This is a genomic window from Neisseria sp. P0001.S007 (genome assembly GCF_051963655.1).
Lineage (GTDB): Bacteria > Pseudomonadota > Gammaproteobacteria > Burkholderiales > Neisseriaceae > Neisseria > Neisseria subflava_A.
The window spans coordinates 52,289-70,324 of record NZ_JBQCUB010000004.1; the positions used below are offsets into that span (position 1 = coordinate 52,289).

The window sequence follows — 18,036 nt, forward strand, 5'->3', positions numbered from 1 at the left end:
GGGTATGCTGGTGCCCAAGTTAATTTGGGCCTGATGTATGAACAAGGGCAAGGCGTCCGTCAAGACTATGCACAGGCGGTGCAGTGGTATCGCAAGGCGGCAGAACAAGGGTATGCTGGTGCCCAAGTTAATTTGGGCCTGATGTATGAACAAGGGCAAGGCGTCCGTCAAGACTATGCACAGGCAGTGCAGTGGTATCGTAGGGCTGCAGAACAAGGGAATGCCGATGCCCAAGTTAATTTGGGTCTGATGTATGCCAACGGGCAAGGAGTCCGTCAAGACTATACACAGGCGGTGCAGTGGTGTCGTAGGGCTGCAGAACAAGGGCATGCTGGTGCCCAATTCAATTTGGGTGTGATGTATGCCGAAGGACGCGGCGTGCGCCAAGACCTTGCGCTCGCTCAAGAATGGTTTGGTAAGGCTTGTCAAAACGGAGACCAAGACGGCTGCGACATTTACCAACGCCTGAAGGCGGGTTATTGAACAGCTCGCGATGCCGTCTGAAAGCGGCTTGAGCAGGAGCGGACATCCCCCCTGCACAATATGATTTGTTTTAGGACAAAACCAAAATGACTTTTCAAAACAAAAAAATCCTCGTCGCCGGACTTGGCGGCACGGGTATTTCCATGATTGCCTACCTGCGTAAAAACGGCGCGGAGGTTGCCGCGTATGATGCGGAGCTGAAACCGGAGCGCGTGTCGCAAATCGGTAAGATGTTTGACGGGCTGGTGTTTTACACGGGTCGTTTGAAAGATGCGCTGGACAACGGTTTCGATATTCTGGCGCTCAGCCCCGGCATCAGCGAGCGGCAGCCGGATATTGAGGCGTTCAAGCAAAACGGTGGACGTGTGTTGGGCGATATCGAATTGTTGGCGGACATTGTGAACCGCCGCGGCGACAAGGTGATTGCGATTACCGGCAGCAACGGCAAAACCACGGTAACGAGCCTGGTCGGTTATCTCTGCATCAAGTGCGGGCTGGATACCGTTATCGCGGGCAATATCGGTACGCCGGTTTTGGAGGCGGAATTGCAGCGTGAAGGCAAAAAGGCGGACGTGTGGGTGTTGGAGCTTTCCAGCTTCCAACTGGAAAACACTGAAAGCCTGCGCCCGACTGCGGCGACGGTGCTGAACATTTCCGAAGACCATCTCGACCGCTACGACGACTTGCTCGACTACGCGCATACCAAAGCCAAGATTTTCCGTGGCGATGGCGTGCAGGTTTTAAATTCAGACGACGTGTTCTGCCGCGCCATGAAGCGTGCCGGGCGCGAGGTGAAATGGTTTTCATTGGAGCACCAAGCCGATTTTTGGTTGGAACGCGAGACAGGCCGACTGAAACAAGGCAATGAAGATTTGATTGCCACGCAAGACATTCCGTTGCAAGGTTTGCACAACGCCGCCAATGTGATGGCTGCCGTAGCTTTGTGTGAGGCTATCGGTTTGCCGCGAAATGAATTGCTCGAACACGTTAAAACCTTCCAAGGCCTGCCGCACCGCGTGGAAAAAATCGGCGAGAAAAACGGCGTGGTGTTTATCGACGACAGCAAAGGCACGAATGTCGGCGCGACCGCCGCCGCGATTGCCGGTTTGCAAAATCCGCTCTTCGTGATTTTGGGCGGCATGGGCAAAGGGCAGGACTTCACGCCCCTGCGCGATGCGCTTGCCGGCAAGGCAAAAGGTGTGTTCTTGATTGGTGTCGATGCGCCGCAAATCCGCCGCGATTTGGACGGCTGCGGCTTGAATATGACCGACTGCGCCACTTTGGAAGAAGCCGTTCAAACGGCATACGCCCAAGCCGAAGCGGGCGATATCGTGTTGCTCAGCCCGGCTTGTGCGAGCTTTGATATGTTTAAAGGCTATGCGCACCGTTCGGAAGTGTTTATTGAAGCGTTTAAGGCTTTGTAAGGCCGTCTGAAAGATGAAAAGAGGGTTGGTTTTACCGTAAACCTTGTGTGTCATTGTCTCAAAGGTCGTCTGAAAACGTTAAGGCAGTTTCAGACGACCTTTTTGCAGCAACGGTAAACTTGTTCCTTGCCTTTATCCGGTGTTACTGTTTCTTAAAATTTGCCTATGCGGGCAAACGGCGAGGCGGCGGGCAGCTATGCCTGACCGACAAAACGTGTGTTTATCAATCCGAAAGGAAAACCCATGAATTTTCAAGACTACATCCGTTACGATGCCGTCGGTTTGGCAGAGCTGATCCGTAAAAAAGAAGTCTCCGCCGATGAAGTGTTGCAGGCTGCTTTAAACCGCTTGGATGAAGTCAATCCCAAGCTCAATCTGTTGGCGCACGATTTGCGCGAACGCGCGGCGGCGTGGCAGGGGTCGTCTGAAAATGCCGATACGCCGCTGGCGGGCGTACCGTTTTTGCTCAAAGACTTGCTGGCGGATTGGGAAGGCGCGCCGACATGGTCGGGTTCGCGTATGATGCAGCATTACATTGCCAAACAAAACAGCGATTTGACCCAAGCCTATCTCGATGCGGGGCTGCGCGTGTTCGGCAAAACCACTACGCCCGAATGGGGCGCGTATCCCGTTACCGAAACCGAAATTTACGGCATCACGCGCAATCCGTGGCATTTGGATTACACCGCGGGCGGCAGCAGCGGAGGCGCGGCGGCGGCAGTGGCTTCGGGCGTCGTACCCGCAGCGCACGGCAGCGACGGTGGCGGCTCCATTCGCTTACCCGCGCACAACTGCGGCGTGTTCGGGCTGAAACCCACGCGCGGCCGCAGCAGTTACGCGCCGAACGCATCGGAGGCATGGCAAGGTTTGGTATGCGACCATGTGTTGACCCGCAGTGTACGCGACAGCGCGGTTTTGCTGGACATCGCCGCCCAAACCCAAGCCCGCGCCCTGTATGCTTGCCCGCCGCTGCCCGAAAACGGTTTTGCAGGCAGCCTGAAACAAGAAACAGGTCGTCTGAAAATAGCTTTTTGGAAACAGGCATGGTTTGGCGGTGGCAACGACGAAGGCACGGAAGCCGCGTTCGCCCATAGTTTGAAACTGATGCAAGACGCGGGACACAAATTGGAAGAAGCCACGCCCGATTTTGCGCCGCCTGAACAGCTCAACCGAGCCGCCCGCATCATCGTCATGGGCGAAACGGCAAAACTGTTCTACCAATATCAATACGAAACCGGACAAAAACTGCCGCACTGCCTGCTTGAGCCGACAACGTGGGCAATGATTGTGCAGGGTCGGCAAATCAGTGCGGGCGAAATGGCATGGGCGCGCGACGTGATGCTGGCGCAGGAACGTGCCGCCAAAGCATTTTTCACACGCTACGACGTGTTGATGACGCCCGTCTGCCCGCGCACCACGCCGAAAATCGGCGAAATGATGCCGCCGCCCGCCGCACAAAAAGCCATGCGCCTGCTGTTCGGCACGCTGCGCTTGGGTTTTCTGTTGAAAAACAACCCGTTTTTAGAAAAAGAAGCCGCCACGACGCTGCAATACGTCGGTTATACGTCGCCGCTGAACATGAGCGGCAACCCCGCCATGAGCGTGCCGCTTTACCGGCATAACGGGCTGCCTGTCGGTACCCAGTTCGCCGCCGCACACGGGCGCGAAGACACGCTGCTTAGCCTCGCCGCGCAGTTGGAACAGATACAGCCGTGGGCGGAAATACCGCAGTTGGCGTAGGGTTTGCATGGGATAAAAAGTAGCCTATTTCCTGAAGAAAAGATTTATACAAGGCTATCTGAAAACATAAAAGCGATTTCAGACGACCTTTTGCCGATATCAAAGGGTAGGGGAGGGCGCAAAGAACGTCAGAATCCGACATCTTTAAAGAATCTGAATTGTTGGTTTGGAAATAAACCTTTAAAATAACGTTAATTCATTTTTTCAGACGGCCTCTTGCCCATTTGCAGGCCGTCTGAATATTTTATTCAAGCCGTTACGGATGTTTTCATGATTAGTCTTTCCAAAATGCTTGACCGGCCGATTGCGCGCGATGGTCGGAAGTTTGATGTTTCTCTCTTGTGGATGGTCGTCTTAATGACGGTCTTCAGCCTGATTATGATTTATTCGGCTTCTATTGCGTATGCAGCATCGGAAGGGGGCAGCCAGTTTTCTTTTGTGTCCAAACAGGCAATGTTTATCCTGTTTACAGTGGCTATATGCTTGCCGCTTTTCCTGCTGAAGATGAGTTTCTGGCGGCGGATTATTCCGTTTTATTTTGCTGTTTCAGGTTTGCTGTTGTTGCTGGTTTTGTTTGTCGGCCGTGAGATTAATGGCGCGACGCGCTGGATTCATATCGGGCCGCTCAACTTGCAACCGACTGAATTTTTCAAATTGGCAACGGTTTTGTATTTGTCCAGCCTGTTTACGCGCCGTGAAGAAATGTTGCGCGATTTGGATTCTTTGGGTTGGTCGTCTTTGTTTACCGGTATTGGCGATTTGGTGTGCAGCCCTTTTAAAAGTGACGCGTGGGTAAGGGTAAAGGAACGCTTCCGCAAGTTTAAGACTTTGATTCTGCCGATTATGTTGGTGGCGGTCGGTTTGGTTTTGATTATGGGTCAGCCGGACTTTGGCTCGTTTGTCGTGATTGTCGTGATTACCATGGGTATGCTGTTTTTGGCAGGTTTTCCGTGGAAGTATTTTGCCGTATTGGTGGCGACCGTTGTGAGCGGTATGGGCTTGTTGATTTTGGCCGCACCTTACCGTATGGCGCGTGTGGCGGCGTTTTTGGACCCTTGGAGCGATCCTTTGGGTAAAGGCTATCAGCTGACGCATTCCTTGATGGCGATTGCGCGCGGCGGCTGGTTTGGCGAGGGCTTGGGTGCAAGTTTGGAAAAACGTTTCTACCTGCCTGAAGCGCATACGGACTTTATTTTTGCCGTTATCGGTGAAGAATTTGGCTTTGTCGGGATGCTGGTTTTGGTGTTCTGCTACGGCTGGCTGGTGTGGCGCGCGTTTTCCATCGGCAAGCAGGCGCGTGATTCGGGCTTGATGTTCAGCGCGTATATTGCCAACGGTATCGGTATTTGGATTGGTATTCAAAGTTTCTTCAATATCGGTGTAAACATCGGTATCCTGCCTACTAAAGGTCTGACTTTGCCGTTTATGTCTTACGGCGGTTCGGCTGTCTTTATCATGCTGGTGTGCGTTACTTTGTTATTGCGCATTGATTATGAAAACCGCCAAAAAATGCGCGGTTATTCGGTGGAGTAAAACCATGAGCGGTAAAACTTTTATGCTGATGGCCGGCGGTACGGGCGGCCATATTTTCCCTGCATTGGCGGTTGCCGAGTCGCTGCAAAAGCACGGCCATCATGTGATTTGGCTGGGCAGTCAGGATTCGATGGAAGAGCGTATCGTGCCGCAATACGGCATACGCTTGGAAACGCTGTCCATTAAAGGTATTCGTGGCAACGGTATTAAGCGCAAGCTGATGTTGCCGTTTACGCTGTATAAAACCGTCCGTGCGGCGCAGCAGATTATTAAGAAACACCGTGTCGAGTGTGTTATCGGTTTTGGCGGTTTCGTTACCTTCCCCGGCGGTTTGGCGGCAAAACTGTGCGGTGTGCCGATTGTGATTCACGAGCAAAATGCCGTGGCAGGTTTGTCCAACCGCCAACTGTCGCGCTGGGCGAAACGGGTGTTATACGCTTTCCCGAAAGCGTTCAGTCACGAAGGCGGTTTGGTCGGCAACCCCGTCCGCGCGGATATTGCCAACCTGCCTGAGCCTGCCGAACGCTTCCAAGGGCGTGAAGGTCGTCTGAAAATCTTGGTGGTCGGCGGCAGTTTGGGTGCGGATGTGTTGAACAAAACCGTTCCGCAAGCTTTGGCATTATTGCCTGAGGCTGCCCGTCCGCAAATGTATCATCAGTCCGGCCGCAATAAATTGGGTAACCTGCAGGCGGATTATGATGCATTGGGTGTGCAAGCCGAGTGCGTTGAATTTATTACCGATATGGTATCTGCCTACCGCGATGCCGATTTGGTGATTTGCCGTGCCGGCGCGCTGACGATTGCCGAGTTGACGGCTGCAGGTTTGGGTGCATTGCTGGTGCCATATCCGCACGCAGTGGACGATCATCAAACAGCCAATGCGCGCTTTATGGTGCAGGCCGAAGCTGGTTTGCTGCTGCCGCAAACCCAACTGACGGCAGAAAAACTGGCCGAAATCCTCGGCGGATTAAACCGTGAAAAATGCCTGAAATGGGCGAAAAATGCCCGTACGCTGGCGTTGCCGCACAGCGCGGACGATGTGGTGGAAGTTGCCATCTCTTGTACCGAATAAGCAGGCAGACTTCGATTCAAGGCCGTCTGAAAAGTTGATTAACGGCGTTTCAGACGGCCTTTATTGCTTTTGTTAAAATTCCTTTACAATAAAAGCATAGCGCAGAAGCGGATAGCCCTTTAAAATAACGCCTTTACGCACTAAAAACCAACCGGAACGCAACGTTATGATGAAAAATCGAGTGACCAACATCCATTTTGTCGGAATCGGCGGCGTCGGCATGAGCGGTATTGCCGAAGTTTTACACAATTTGGGCTTTAAAGTTTCCGGTTCGGATCAGGCGCGTAATGCCGTTACCGAGTATTTGAGCGCTCTCGGCATTCAAGTTTACCCAGGTCATACTGCCGAACACGTCAATGGCGCCGACGTGGTTGTTACCTCTACTGCGGTCAAAAAAGACAATCCTGAGGTTGTTGCCGCATTGGAACAGCAGATTCCCGTGATTCCGCGCGCATTGATGTTGGCAGAATTGATGCGCTTCCGCGATGGTATCGCCATTGCCGGTACGCACGGTAAAACCACAACCACCAGCCTGACCGCTTCTATTCTCGGCGCGGCAGGACTTGACCCGACTTTCGTTATCGGCGGCAAACTCAATGCCGCTGGTACCAATGCCCGTTTGGGTAAAGGCGAATACATCGTCGCAGAAGCCGACGAATCCGATGCTTCTTTCCTGTATCTGACGCCGATTATGTCCGTCGTGACCAATATCGATGAAGACCACATGGACACTTACGGCCACAGCGTTGAGAAGCTGCATCAGGCGTTTGTTGATTTTATCCACCGTATGCCGTTTTACGGCAAAGCGTTTTTGTGTATCGACAGCGAACACGTCCGCGCGACTTTGCCCAAAGTGAGCAAACCTTACGCCACTTACGGCTTGGACGATACTGCCGATATCTACGCAACCGATATTGAAAACGTTGGCGCGCAAATGAAATTTACCGTTCATGTCCAAATGAAAGGACATGAGCAAGAACCGTTTGAAGTTGTTTTGAATATGCCCGGCCGCCACAACGTCCTCAATGCGTTGGCGGCTATCGGCGTTGCGCTGGAAGTTGGCGCATCGGTTGAAGCGATCCAAAAAGGCTTGCTTGGATTTGAAGGCGTTGGCCGCCGCTTCCAAAAATATGGCGACATTAAATTACCAAACGGCGGAACTGCTTTGCTGGTAGACGATTATGGCCACCATCCTGTCGAAATGGCGGCAACCCTTTCCGCCGCACGCGGTGCATACCCTGAAAAACGCTTGGTCTTGGCTTTCCAACCGCACCGCTATACCCGCACACGTGATTTGTTCGAAGATTTCACCAAAGTCCTCAATACCGTTGATGCGTTGGTGTTGACCGAAGTTTATGCCGCAGGCGAAGAGCCGATTGCCGCAGCAGATTCCCGCGCCTTGGCGCGCGCCATCCGCGTATTGGGCAAACTTGAGCCTATTTACTGCGAAAACGTTGCCGATCTGCCGCAAATGCTGCTGAATGTTTTGCAAGACGGCGATGTCGTACTGAATATGGGTGCCGGCAGCATCAACCGCGTTCCGTCTGCATTGGTGGAATTGTCGAAACAATCATAATAAACAGGCATATTGGCCTTTGAGGACAGATAGGTCGTCTGAACAATATTCAGACGGCCTCTATCAGTATTTAAGAAAGTGGAAATTATGCAGAATTTTGGCAAAGTGGCCGTGTTGATGGGGGGCTTCTCCAGCGAGCGCGAAGTGTCGCTGGACAGCGGCGCCGCTATTTTGGCTGCTTTGAAAAGCAAAGGTGTCGATGCCCATGCGTTCGACCCCAAAGAAACCCCGTTGTCTGAATTGAAAACACAAGGTTTTCAGACGGCCTTCAATATTCTGCATGGCACTTTCGGCGAAGATGGCGCGATTCAAGGCGCGTTGGAACTAATGGGTATTCCTTACACCGGCAGCGGTGTGGCCGCTTCCGCGCTGGGTATGGACAAATACCGCTGCAAACTGATTTGGCAGGCTGTGGGCTTGCCTGTTCCTGAGTTTGCCGTATTGCATGACGACAGCGACTTTGATGCTGTTGAAGAAAAATTGGGCTTGCCGATGTTTGTGAAACCTGCCGCGGAAGGCAGCAGCGTCGGTGTGGTAAAAGTAAAAGAAAAAGGCCGTCTGAAAAGCGTTTACGAAGAATTGAAACATTTGCAGGGTGAAATTATTGCCGAACGCTTTATCGGCGGCGGCGAGTATTCTTGCCCGGTATTGAACGGCAAAGGCCTGCCGAGCATTCATATTATTCCGGCTACCGAGTTTTACGACTACGAGGCTAAATACAACCGCGACGATACGGTTTATCAATGCCCATCGGAAGATTTGAGCGAGGATGAGGAAAACCTGATGCGCGAACTCGCCGTGCGTGGCGCGCAGGCAATTGGTGCGGACGGCTGTTCGCGCGTGGACTTCCTGAAAGATACGGACGGTAAACTGTATCTGTTGGAAATCAATACCTTGCCCGGCATGACCAGCCACAGTTTGGTGCCAAAATCTGCAGCCCATACCGGCGTAGATTTTGCTGATTTATGTATTGAGATTTTGAAGACCGCTCATGTGGGATGATGCAGGCGCACTGGGTCGGCTGACCCGCCGGCTATTGTTGCTGATGACCTTTCTGCTGATAGGTTCGGGCATAGCTTGGCTTTACAATTCCAAATATTTCCCTGTGAAACAGATTGCCATTCAGGGTAAGCTGAAATATGCTTCCAGCAAAGAATTGCAAACCGTTGCACGAGAGCATATCAGGGGTAATATGTTCCGCGCCGATATTGATTCGGCGCAGGCCGCTTTTCAGGAATTGCCTTGGATTGACTCGGCAATGGTACGCCGCCGTTTTCCGGAAACCGTGGAAATTATCCTAACCGAGCGCGTGCCGGTTGCACACTGGCGCGCTGGTGGCTTGGTGGACAGTAAGGGCAATGTGTTTGCCGCAAGCCTGAAACAGGACTTGCCTATATTTGAAGGGCAGCAGGGGACAGGCAAAGACATGGTCAAACATTATGCGGACTTTTCCGGTATTTTGAGTCCGTTGAAACTGACCATCAAAGAATTGATCTACACGCCGCGTTCGGCATGGCTGCTTGTATTGAACAACGGCATTACCGTGCGCTTGGGGCGTGAAAACGAAATCAAACGTTTGCAGCAGTTTGCCCAGATTTGGCCATCGCTGCTGCGTAAAAAACAAAGTCGTATCGAGTATGTCGATATGCGTTATAAGGATGGTTTTTCAGTCCGTTACAGGCCGTCTGAAAACCCTTCCGACAGTGAATAGCCGATTAGACGTGAAGCAATCTTGTTTCAAAAATAATCAAACCGTCAGTCAGACAACATAGCGAACGAGCAATTATGGAACAACAACAAAATAAATATATCAGTGCCTTAGACATTGGTACGTCCAAGGTCATCGCCTTAATCGGTGAGATTCGGGAAGATAACGAAATCCACATTGTTGGCTTGGGTCAAAGCCCTTCACGCGGCCTGCGTGCAGGTATGGTGACCAACATTGACGCCACTGCGCAAGCCATTCGTCAGGCGGTAGAAGATGCCGAGCTGATGGCAGATACCAAAATTTCCCACGTCGTCACCGGTATTGCCGGTAACCATATCCGCAGCCTGAATTCACAAGGCGTGGTAAAAATTAAAGATGGCGAAGTATCGCAAGCCGACATCGATCGTGCCATTGAAACGGCCAAAGCCATCAATATTCCGCCTGATCACAACATCTTGCATACCGTGGTTCAAGAGTACATCATCGACAACCAACCCGGTGTGAAAGAGCCTATCGGCATGAGCGGCGTGCGTTTGGATACCCGTGTACACATCATTACCGGTGCGAACACTGCTTTGCAAAATATCCAAAAATGTATCCAACGCTGCGGCCTGCAAATGGATCAAATCATGCTTCAGCCTTTGGCAAGCGGTCATGCCGTTTTGACTGAAGACGAAAAAGATTTGGGCGTGTGCGTCATCGATATCGGTGGCGGTACAACCGACATTGCGGTTTATACCAATGGCGCAATCCGCCATACTGCGGTCATTCCCGTTGCCGGCGATTTGATTACCAAAGACTTGGCACAAGCCTTGCGTACGCCGCACACTGCAGCCGAGTACATCAAAATCCATTACGGTGCTGCCATTCCGACTATGGACGGCTTGGATGAAATGATTGAAGTTCCTAGCGTTGGCGACCGTCAATCACGTCAAATTTCACGCCGTGTATTGGCTGAAATCATCGGCCCGCGCGTAGAAGAGATTTTGGAATTGACGCTTAACGAATTGCGCCGCTCCGGCTTCCCTGAAGAAGTGCTGACTTCAGGTATCGTTTTGACCGGTGGTGCTTCTATGTTGACCGGTATTGTTGAGTTGGCGGAAGAAGTCTTCAACCTGCCGGCGCGTATCGGTGTGCCACAAGAAATGGGCGGCGTATCCGAGCGTATCCGCAATCCACGCTATTCAACCGCCATCGGTCTTTTGCAGGCGGCAAGGGGAGAGGAAGACGGCGCGCCGGTGACAGGTGCCATTGTGGTTCATGATCAGGCTGAAAAAATCAGTCTGTGGGCAAGACTGATGAAATTCGTTAAAGAAAATTTCTGATAAAAGTTTTCAGGGCAGGCGGTGTAGCAACCGTTTGTCCTGAATATTTAAGTGAGATTAAACGGTTTTAAATAATTGCTAAGTGAATAATTTAAAACTTGTATATTTTCTGTTAAAAAATGTAGTAAAAATATAACGCTGACAGCCGAATGGTAAGAAGATTTTTGCCAGTATCTGGATACTTCTTATATAATACGGATAATGAGTTATTTTTGAACCGTCCTTAATAAAGCGGGGCGCGGAGGATTATTGAATGGAATTTGTTTACGACGTAGCAGAATCAGCAACGAGCCCTGCTGTTATTAAAGTTATCGGTTTGGGTGGCGGTGGCTGTAATGCCATCAACAACATGGTTGCCAACACCATTCATGGTGTTGAGTTCATCAGTGCCAATACCGATGCGCAATCATTGGCTAAAAACAATGCGGCTAAACGCATTCAATTGGGTACAAACCTGACTCGCGGTTTAGGTGCTGGTGCAAATCCTGAAATTGGCCGCGCCGCTGCCCAAGAAGATCGCGAAGCCATCGAAGATGCTATCCGCGGTGCAAACATGCTGTTCATCACTACCGGTATGGGTGGTGGTACAGGTACCGGCTCTGCTCCTGTTGTGGCTGAAATCGCTAAAGAAATGGGTATCCTGACCGTTGCAGTTGTAACCCGTCCGTTTGCTTACGAAGGCAAACGCGTACATATCGCTCAAGCAGGTTTGGATCAACTCAAAGAGCGCGTTGATTCCCTGATTATTATCCCTAACGACAAATTGATGACTGCCTTGGGCGAAGACGTGACCATGCGTGAAGCCTTCCGCGCGGCCGACAATGTGCTGCGTGATGCGGTTGCCGGTATTTCCGAAGTGGTGACTTGCCCTAGCGACATGATCAACTTGGACTTCGCCGACGTGAAAACTGTGATGAGCAATCGCGGTATCGCCATGATGGGTTCTGGTTTCGCACAAGGTATCGACCGTGCCCGCTTGGCTACCGACCAAGCTATCTCCAGCCCGCTCTTGGATAACGTTACTTTGGATGGTGCACGCGGTGTATTGGTAAACATTACCACTGCTCCTGGTTGCCTGAAAATGTCTGAGTTCAACGAGATTATGCGTATCGTCAACCAAAATGCACACCCTGAAGTGGAATGCAAATTTGGTGCTGCCGAAGACGAGAGCATGAGCGAAGACGCTATCCGTATTACCATCATTGCTACCGGCTTGAAAGAAAACGGTACTGACAACCAACTGCGTGCTGCTGCCCGTACCCAACAATTGGTACGCGGTGCGGAAGAAGCGCCTCAAGCTCAAAGCCAAAGCAGTGCTGAAAGCCTGGTTCGTACCAACCGCAATATCCGTTCTATGAATCTGACTGCGGCTGATTTCAGCAACCAGTCTGTACTGGATGACTTTGAAATTCCTGCTATCTTGCGCCGTCAGCAACATACTTCTGATAAATAATCAGGATCATGTATGAAAAGACCTGCCTTTAAGGCAGGTCTTTTTTATTAGTAAAATATACTTAAGGCCGTCTGAAAATTTTCAGACGGCCTTAAGTTCAAATAAAGCAAATAACAAACTTACCCTTTATTGAGAATTTGCTTGTTTTCGCCCTCACGACGCAATTCTTTGGGCAAGACAAATACAATGCTTTCTTCTGCGCCTTCACCTTCGCGTATGGTCTCGTGTCCCCAGTCTTGAATAGTTTGTAATACTTCTCTGACCAAGACTTCAGGTGCAGATGCTCCGGCAGTGACACCAACCTTGGTTTTGTTTTTAAACCATTCTTTTTTCAGATAGGAAGCATTATCGACCATATAGGCATCAACTCCGCGCAATGCAGCTACTTCACGCAAGCGGTTGCTGTTGGAAGAGTTGGGCGAGCCGACAACAATTACGAGATCGCATTCTTCGGCCAATTCTTTAACAGCGGTTTGGCGGTTGGTTGTGGCGTAGCAAATGTCTTCTTTGTGCGGATTGCGGATATTGGGGAAGCGTTGGTTTAAAGCTGCAATGATGTCTTTGGTTTCATCCACCGATAAAGTGGTTTGGCTGACGTAGGCAAGTTTGTCAGGATTTTTGACGTTCAGTCCGGCTACATCATCCACTGTCTCAACCAGAAACATTTTGCCCGGAGGCAATTGTCCCATTGTACCTTCTACTTCGACGTGGCCTTTGTGGCCGATCATGATGATTTCGTAATCTTGCTCATCGAGGCGGGCTACCTCTTTATGGACTTTGGTTACCAGAGGGCAGGTAGCATCAAAAACGCGGAAACCACGTTGCGCTGCTTCTTCCTGCACGGCTTTGGATACGCCGTGAGCCGAGTAAATCAGCGTTGCGCCCTTGGGGACATCCTCCAAGTTATCGACAAATACGGCACCTTTTGCACGCAGATTGTCCACGACGAATTTGTTGTGAACGACCTCATGGCGAACATATATAGGCGCGCCGAATTCTTCGAGTGCACGTTCAACAATGCTGATGGCACGGTCAACACCGGCACAGAAGCCGCGGGGATTGGCAAGGATAATGGTTTTTTGAGTCATGTGTGTTCCGTTTTCAGACGGCCTTTGTGTCGTTTGAAGATGTTTTTTTGTGCAGCAAACCATCTAATACCAAGCAAACTGCGCCAACGCAGATAAAGCTGTCAGCAATGTTAAATGCGGGGTAGAACCAGTTTTGCCAATAGAAAAGCAGAAAATCGACAACGTGGCCGTGAATCAGACGGTCAACCACATTGCCAATCGCGCCGCCGATAATCATGGCCGCCCCCAGTTTGCCCCAGCGGCCAAACTCATCACGCAAAATGGCACGGGCCAAATATAGGCTGATAACGACTGCCAGACCTAAAAAGAAGAATTTTTGCCAGCCGCCTTGGTCGGCCAAAAAGCTGAATGCCGCGCCTGGATTATAGGCAAGTGTCAGGTCAAAAAAGTCTGGAATGATATTGAGGCGTTCGCCTTCGGTAAAGTGTTTCAAGATTTCCCATTTGCTCAGTTGGTCAAGAATGATGGCAACGAGGGAAAGTAAGAAAAAGGGCGTTTTTGCAGAAGAGGATGAACTCATGTTTTCAGACGGTTTATGTAATAAAGGGCTTATTTTACCTGAAAGCAGGCAGGAAGTGTTTGCGATGGCATCGACGTTAGGCCGTCTGAAAATAGAAACGCCGCCACTTGAATGTATCAAAGGGCGGCGTGGTAAGCGTGCGGGCTTATTGGTTTTTAAGCAATGGAAAGCCCAGTTTCTCGCGGCTTTCAACGAATTTTTGTGCAACGATACGGCTCAGTGCACGAATGCGACCGATGTAGGTTGCGCGCTCGGTAACGGAAATGGCGCCGCGTGCATCCAAGAGGTTGAACGTGTGGCCGGCTTTGAGTACAAGCTCGTAAGCAGGCAGGGCAAGACTGCTGTCTTCAACTGCAAGCAGGCGTTTGGCTTGTTCTTCATAGTCGTTGAATTGGCGCAAGAGCCAATCGGCATCGCTGTATTCGAAGTTGTAGGTGGATTGTTCGACTTCGTTTTGATGATAAACATCGCCGTAAGTCACGATGTTGCCATCAAGGGTTTTTGCCCAAACAAGGTCGTACACATTTTCCACGCCTTGAAGATACATGGCGAGACGCTCGATACCGTAGGTGATTTCACCAAGCACAGGGGAGCAGTCAATACCGCCGACTTGTTGGAAGTAGGTGAATTGGGTTACTTCCATGCCGTTGAGCCAAACTTCCCAACCCAAGCCCCAAGCGCCGAGAGTAGGGTTTTCCCAGTCGTCTTCGACAAAGCGGATGTCGTGTACTTTAGGGTCGATACCCAATTCACGCAGGGAGTCGAGGTAGAGGTCTTGAATATTGGCCGGTGCAGGTTTGAGCGCAACTTGGAATTGATAGTAGTGTTGCAGGCGGTTGGGGTTGTCGCCATAGCGGCCGTCTTTGGGGCGGCGGCTGGGTTGAACGTAAGCGGCAAACCACGGCTCCGGGCCTAAGGCGCGCAGACAAGTGGCTGGATGCGAAGTACCGGCACCGACTTCCATATCGAAAGGTTGGATAACGGTGCAGCCTTTGTCTGCCCAATAGTTTTGTAATTTGAAAATAATTTGTTGGAAGGTGAGCATGGTGGATGGAATAGATTGGAATAAAGAGGGTATTTTACTGTTTTGAGCCTGTTTTGGATAGGCTGAAGGAAGCGGCGCAGTTTATTTGCCGTCCAATAGGTCTGAAAAGGGGTCGTCTTCCGAAGAAACGGTGTATTTTTCTTGCGCCCATTCGCCTAAATCAATGAGTTTACACCGTTTGCTGCAGAAAGGGCGGTAGGGGCTGTCGGTGTTCCAAACGACTTCTTTGTGGCAGGTTGGACATTTTACAACAGGAGCGGTCATGCAGTTTCTTTCAGTGATTGTGCAATGGATTGATAGTATTGATGCAAACGGGCAACCTTGATTTTTGCTTCTTCCAAGCTATGGGTATTGTCCAATACATCGTCGGCATGAAGCAGTCTGTCAGAGCGAGAAGCTTGGGTTGCCATGATTTGACGCGTTTGTTCTTCTGAAAAACCATTGCGTTGGTGTACGCGTTTGATTTGGACGGACTCCGGAACATCTACAACCAAAATGCGGTCGGTCTCCGCTTTAAATGCCGGATTTTCAATCAAAAGCGGGACATCGATAATGCCGTAAGTAGAGGAGGCAAGTTGTTGTTTCTGCTGTTGGATTTTGTTTAAGATTAACGGTAGAAGCAGGTTTTCCAGTTGTTTTTTTGATTGAGGCCGTCTGAAAACTTCTTCTCGTAAAGCCATACGATTCAGACGGCCTTCATGATCAAAAACCTCATCACCGAAAAGTTGGCGGATGGCTGGAAGGGCTTCGCCGTTTTCAGCGGTCAGTGAACGGCTGATGGCATCGGCATCGATAATGGGTACGCCAAGTTCGGCAAACATTTGGGCAATAGATGATTTGCCGCTGCCGATGCCGCCGGTCAAGCCTATCCATAATGTCATTATCGGAATCCTGATTGTACGAGCCACCATTGTACCAGTTGGGTAATAGGTGCATTGGCAACCAAAATAATCCATCCTGCCACAGCAAGGCTGGGACCAAAAGCAAAATATTGGCCTTTGCCGACGCGGGCAATGAGTGCGCCCACCAGTCCGACCAAGGCAGCCATGAAGATCAGAACAGGCAAGATACCTACGCCCAGCCATGCACCGAGTGCAGCCAAAAGTTTGAAATCACCATTGCCCATGCCGATTTTACCGGTCAGAAGTTTATAGACGGCACATAAAGTGTAAAGGCTCATATAGCCTGCGATTGCGCCTAAAACGGCTGAATGCAGGGGCACGAATGTGTCATTAAGATTAAACAGCAGGCCGATCCAAATTAGGGGCTGAGTCAGGCTGTCGGGTAAATATTGCGTATCGGCATCGATAAAGGTCAGTGCAATCAGTATGGCAGTCAGAATTAATCCGCCAATAGTTGCCCATGACCAGCCGTATTGCCACGCGACAATACCGAATAAGATGCCTGTCAGCAGCTCAATCAGCGGATAGCGTATGCCGATAGCGGTTTTGCAGGAGTGGCATTTCCCGCCCAGTAAAACATAGCTGAGGATGGGGATGTTTTGCCAAAGTTTGATTGGGCTTTTGCATTTGGGGCAGCGTGAATCCGGTTTGCGCAGATTAAATGGCTGTTTTTCTTCGTCTGTCAGCTCAATGCCCAAATGCTCTTTAGAAAATTGTGTCCATTCGCGTTCCATCATTATCGGCGTGCGATAAATGATAACGTTCAGAAAGCTGCCAATCAGTAATCCCAAAATAACGGCTAAAGGAATAGCGAATGGCGCAAGAACGGAGAGGGCGTCGATGGCAGAGTAAATACTATCAAGCATATCAACCTACGACATTACCCAAGTTAAACAACGGCAGATACATGGCAATCAGCAAGATACCGATGAGCGAACCCAATACCACCATGATGATAGGCTCCATCAAGTGAGACAATCGGGAGACGGAGTTGTCTACTTCATCTTCATAGAATTCGGCGGCTTTGTTCAGCATATCGTCCAAAGAGCCTGACTCTTCGCCGATGGCCGCCATTTGGATCACCATATTTGGGAACATATCTGTACTTTGCATACTGGATGTCAGCGACAGGCCTTGTGTTACCTTGGCGCGGATGTCTTGAGTGGCTTCTTCATAGAGAATATTGCCGGATGCGCCTGCAACTGAATCTAATACTTCCACTAAAGGAACGCCGGCTGCGAAGAGTGTGGAAGTCGTACGCGCCCAACGGGCAATGGTCGCTTTTCGGACAATGGTGCCAAAAACAGGCAGTCTCAAAATCAAAGCATCGATTCGTTTTTGGAAGGTAGGCGATTTTTCATGGAGTTTGTACAGGCCGAAGGCGGAAATAATCAAAAGGATGATCATAATCCAGCCGTAGTCGACGAATAAATCGGACAAGTTCATGACAAGTTGGGTGAGACGTGGCAGCTCTGCACCCATATTGGCATAAACTTCTTTAAAGGCAGGCAGTACAAACATCATCATGATGAAGATAAGCGCAATCGCCACCACGATAATGGCAATCGGGTAGGTCAGTGCGGTTTTAACCTTTTTCTTAATGGCCTGGGTTTTTTCTTTATAGACAGCCAGTTTGTCCAATAGGCTTTCCAGTACGCCGCCGGACTCGCCTGCGCTGACCAGATTGCAATAGAAACGGTCGAAATATTTTGGATATTTGGAGAAAGATTTACCCAATGCGCTACCTTGTTCGACATCGGAGCGAACCTGCATCAGCATTTCGGTCATGCTCGGATTGGAGTGGCCGCGCGCAACGATTTCAAAAGCCTGCATCAGCGGCAAGCCTGCCTTCATCATTGTTGCCAGTTGGCGGGTGAACACTGTAATGTCTTCTTGGGTAATACGGCGTTTGCGTGCGGTTTTGACTTTGCTGATACGCAAAGGGCGAATGCCTCTGCGTTGGAGTTTTTTGCGTGCTTCTTCTTCGTCTTTGGCAACTACTTCACCACGAACAAGACGTTCGGTCTCGGTATTTTTTCCTTCAAATGTAAAACGCTTGCCTTTGCTTCTTGAGCCGAACAGACTTCTTTTTTGCTCTGCTTGAGCCATGAGTTATCCCTTGTCAGTAAGAAATAAAGCGGACTGTTTCCCCGTGCCGCTTTATTTT

The 18,036-nt window shown here is 50.4% G+C and carries 17 protein-coding genes; 10 read left to right on the plus strand and 7 right to left on the minus strand.

The window, feature by feature from the left end:
* The 10 genes from ACTHRE_RS05405 to ftsZ all read left to right on the plus strand — a co-directional run.
* On the plus strand, positions 1-483 hold a 483-nt coding region (locus tag ACTHRE_RS05405; RefSeq protein ID WP_440344900.1), incomplete at its 5' end, for a tetratricopeptide repeat protein.
* 86 nt (positions 484-569) lie between these two features.
* Positions 570-1,907, plus strand: coding sequence for a UDP-N-acetylmuramoyl-L-alanine--D-glutamate ligase (gene murD, locus ACTHRE_RS05410; RefSeq protein ID WP_440344899.1), 1,338 nt, complete (start codon positions 570-572; stop codon positions 1,905-1,907).
* Positions 1,908-2,150: 243 nt separating this feature from the next.
* Entirely contained in the window at positions 2,151-3,647 is a 1,497-nt protein-coding gene (locus ACTHRE_RS05415; RefSeq protein WP_049335331.1) for an amidase, read from the plus strand.
* A 270-nt stretch (positions 3,648-3,917) separates the two neighbouring features.
* A complete protein-coding gene (locus ACTHRE_RS05420) occupies positions 3,918-5,180 on the plus strand; it encodes an FtsW/RodA/SpoVE family cell cycle protein (protein ID WP_049335329.1) in 1,263 nt (420 codons plus the stop codon).
* 4 nt (positions 5,181-5,184) lie between these two features.
* Positions 5,185-6,252: an undecaprenyldiphospho-muramoylpentapeptide beta-N-acetylglucosaminyltransferase gene (murG, locus tag ACTHRE_RS05425; RefSeq protein WP_440344898.1), complete on the plus strand. Its 1,068-nt coding sequence runs from the start codon at positions 5,185-5,187 to the stop codon at positions 6,250-6,252.
* A 166-nt stretch (positions 6,253-6,418) separates the two neighbouring features.
* Positions 6,419-7,828: a UDP-N-acetylmuramate--L-alanine ligase gene (murC, locus tag ACTHRE_RS05430; protein WP_440344897.1), complete on the plus strand. Its 1,410-nt coding sequence runs from the start codon at positions 6,419-6,421 to the stop codon at positions 7,826-7,828.
* A gap of 87 nt (positions 7,829-7,915) precedes the next feature.
* Positions 7,916-8,830: a D-alanine--D-alanine ligase gene (locus tag ACTHRE_RS05435; protein WP_254324425.1), complete on the plus strand. Its 915-nt coding sequence runs from the start codon at positions 7,916-7,918 to the stop codon at positions 8,828-8,830.
* A complete protein-coding gene (locus ACTHRE_RS05440; RefSeq protein WP_377072589.1) occupies positions 8,820-9,539 on the plus strand; it encodes a cell division protein FtsQ/DivIB in 720 nt (239 codons plus the stop codon). Before ACTHRE_RS05435 ends, ACTHRE_RS05440 begins: the two co-directional genes overlap by 11 nt.
* A gap of 74 nt (positions 9,540-9,613) precedes the next feature.
* A complete protein-coding gene (ftsA, locus tag ACTHRE_RS05445) occupies positions 9,614-10,861 on the plus strand; it encodes a cell division protein FtsA (RefSeq protein ID WP_070459535.1) in 1,248 nt (415 codons plus the stop codon).
* A 253-nt stretch (positions 10,862-11,114) separates the two neighbouring features.
* Positions 11,115-12,314 carry a cell division protein FtsZ gene (ftsZ, locus tag ACTHRE_RS05450; RefSeq protein WP_063076120.1) on the plus strand — a complete coding sequence of 400 codons (1,200 nt, stop codon included), beginning with the start codon at positions 11,115-11,117 and terminating at the stop codon, positions 12,312-12,314.
* Positions 12,315-12,433: 119 nt separating this feature from the next.
* Here the strand turns inward: ftsZ and ispH are convergent, their stop codons facing one another.
* From ispH to ACTHRE_RS05485, 7 genes are all read right to left on the minus strand, one after another.
* Complete coding sequence (ispH, locus tag ACTHRE_RS05455; RefSeq protein ID WP_377072586.1) at positions 12,434-13,402, minus strand: 4-hydroxy-3-methylbut-2-enyl diphosphate reductase; 969 nt, start codon at positions 13,400-13,402, stop codon at positions 12,434-12,436.
* 13 nt (positions 13,403-13,415) lie between these two features.
* Positions 13,416-13,922: a signal peptidase II gene (lspA, locus tag ACTHRE_RS05460; RefSeq protein WP_377072584.1), complete on the minus strand. Its 507-nt coding sequence runs from the start codon at positions 13,920-13,922 to the stop codon at positions 13,416-13,418.
* 145 nt (positions 13,923-14,067) lie between these two features.
* Entirely contained in the window at positions 14,068-14,967 is a 900-nt protein-coding gene (glyQ, locus tag ACTHRE_RS05465; RefSeq protein WP_101756019.1) for a glycine--tRNA ligase subunit alpha, read from the minus strand.
* A gap of 81 nt (positions 14,968-15,048) precedes the next feature.
* A complete protein-coding gene (gene yacG / locus ACTHRE_RS05470) occupies positions 15,049-15,231 on the minus strand; it encodes a DNA gyrase inhibitor YacG (RefSeq protein WP_003682475.1) in 183 nt (60 codons plus the stop codon).
* Positions 15,228-15,848, minus strand: coding sequence for a dephospho-CoA kinase (coaE, locus tag ACTHRE_RS05475; protein ID WP_377072581.1), 621 nt, complete (start codon positions 15,846-15,848; stop codon positions 15,228-15,230). The genes yacG and coaE overlap by 4 nt, the downstream gene beginning before the upstream one ends.
* A complete protein-coding gene (locus tag ACTHRE_RS05480) occupies positions 15,848-16,735 on the minus strand; it encodes a prepilin peptidase (protein WP_070645571.1) in 888 nt (295 codons plus the stop codon). The genes coaE and ACTHRE_RS05480 overlap by 1 nt, the downstream gene beginning before the upstream one ends.
* Position 16,736: 1 nt before the next feature.
* The gene (locus tag ACTHRE_RS05485) at positions 16,737-17,978 is read right to left on the minus strand and encodes a type II secretion system F family protein (RefSeq protein WP_377072579.1); all 1,242 of its coding nucleotides are present in this window, start codon (positions 17,976-17,978) and stop codon (positions 16,737-16,739) included.
* Between the last annotated feature and the right edge of the window lie 58 nt (positions 17,979-18,036).

What these genes read in the sequence shown, in the direction of transcription:
- ACTHRE_RS05440 (WP_377072589.1), top strand. Translation starts at nt 8,820, where the DNA reads ATGTGGGATGATGCAGGCGCACTGGGTCGGCTGACCCGCCGGCTATTG.
- coaE (WP_377072581.1), bottom strand. Translation starts at nt 15,848, where the DNA reads ATGACATTATGGATAGGCTTGACCGGCGGCATCGGCAGCGGCAAATCA.
- ACTHRE_RS05435 (WP_254324425.1), top strand. Translation starts at nt 7,916, where the DNA reads ATGCAGAATTTTGGCAAAGTGGCCGTGTTGATGGGGGGCTTCTCCAGC.
- ftsA (WP_070459535.1), top strand. Translation starts at nt 9,614, where the DNA reads ATGGAACAACAACAAAATAAATATATCAGTGCCTTAGACATTGGTACG.
- ACTHRE_RS05415 (WP_049335331.1), top strand. Translation starts at nt 2,151, where the DNA reads ATGAATTTTCAAGACTACATCCGTTACGATGCCGTCGGTTTGGCAGAG.
- ACTHRE_RS05480 (WP_070645571.1), bottom strand. Translation starts at nt 16,735, where the DNA reads ATGCTTGATAGTATTTACTCTGCCATCGACGCCCTCTCCGTTCTTGCG.
- ACTHRE_RS05485 (WP_377072579.1), bottom strand. Translation starts at nt 17,978, where the DNA reads ATGGCTCAAGCAGAGCAAAAAAGAAGTCTGTTCGGCTCAAGAAGCAAA.
- ftsZ (WP_063076120.1), top strand. Translation starts at nt 11,115, where the DNA reads ATGGAATTTGTTTACGACGTAGCAGAATCAGCAACGAGCCCTGCTGTT.
- ACTHRE_RS05420 (WP_049335329.1), top strand. Translation starts at nt 3,918, where the DNA reads ATGATTAGTCTTTCCAAAATGCTTGACCGGCCGATTGCGCGCGATGGT.
- yacG (WP_003682475.1), bottom strand. Translation starts at nt 15,231, where the DNA reads ATGACCGCTCCTGTTGTAAAATGTCCAACCTGCCACAAAGAAGTCGTT.
- murG (WP_440344898.1), top strand. Translation starts at nt 5,185, where the DNA reads ATGAGCGGTAAAACTTTTATGCTGATGGCCGGCGGTACGGGCGGCCAT.
- murD (WP_440344899.1), top strand. Translation starts at nt 570, where the DNA reads ATGACTTTTCAAAACAAAAAAATCCTCGTCGCCGGACTTGGCGGCACG.
- murC (WP_440344897.1), top strand. Translation starts at nt 6,419, where the DNA reads ATGATGAAAAATCGAGTGACCAACATCCATTTTGTCGGAATCGGCGGC.
- lspA (WP_377072584.1), bottom strand. Translation starts at nt 13,922, where the DNA reads ATGAGTTCATCCTCTTCTGCAAAAACGCCCTTTTTCTTACTTTCCCTC.
- ispH (WP_377072586.1), bottom strand. Translation starts at nt 13,402, where the DNA reads ATGACTCAAAAAACCATTATCCTTGCCAATCCCCGCGGCTTCTGTGCC.
- glyQ (WP_101756019.1), bottom strand. Translation starts at nt 14,967, where the DNA reads ATGCTCACCTTCCAACAAATTATTTTCAAATTACAAAACTATTGGGCA.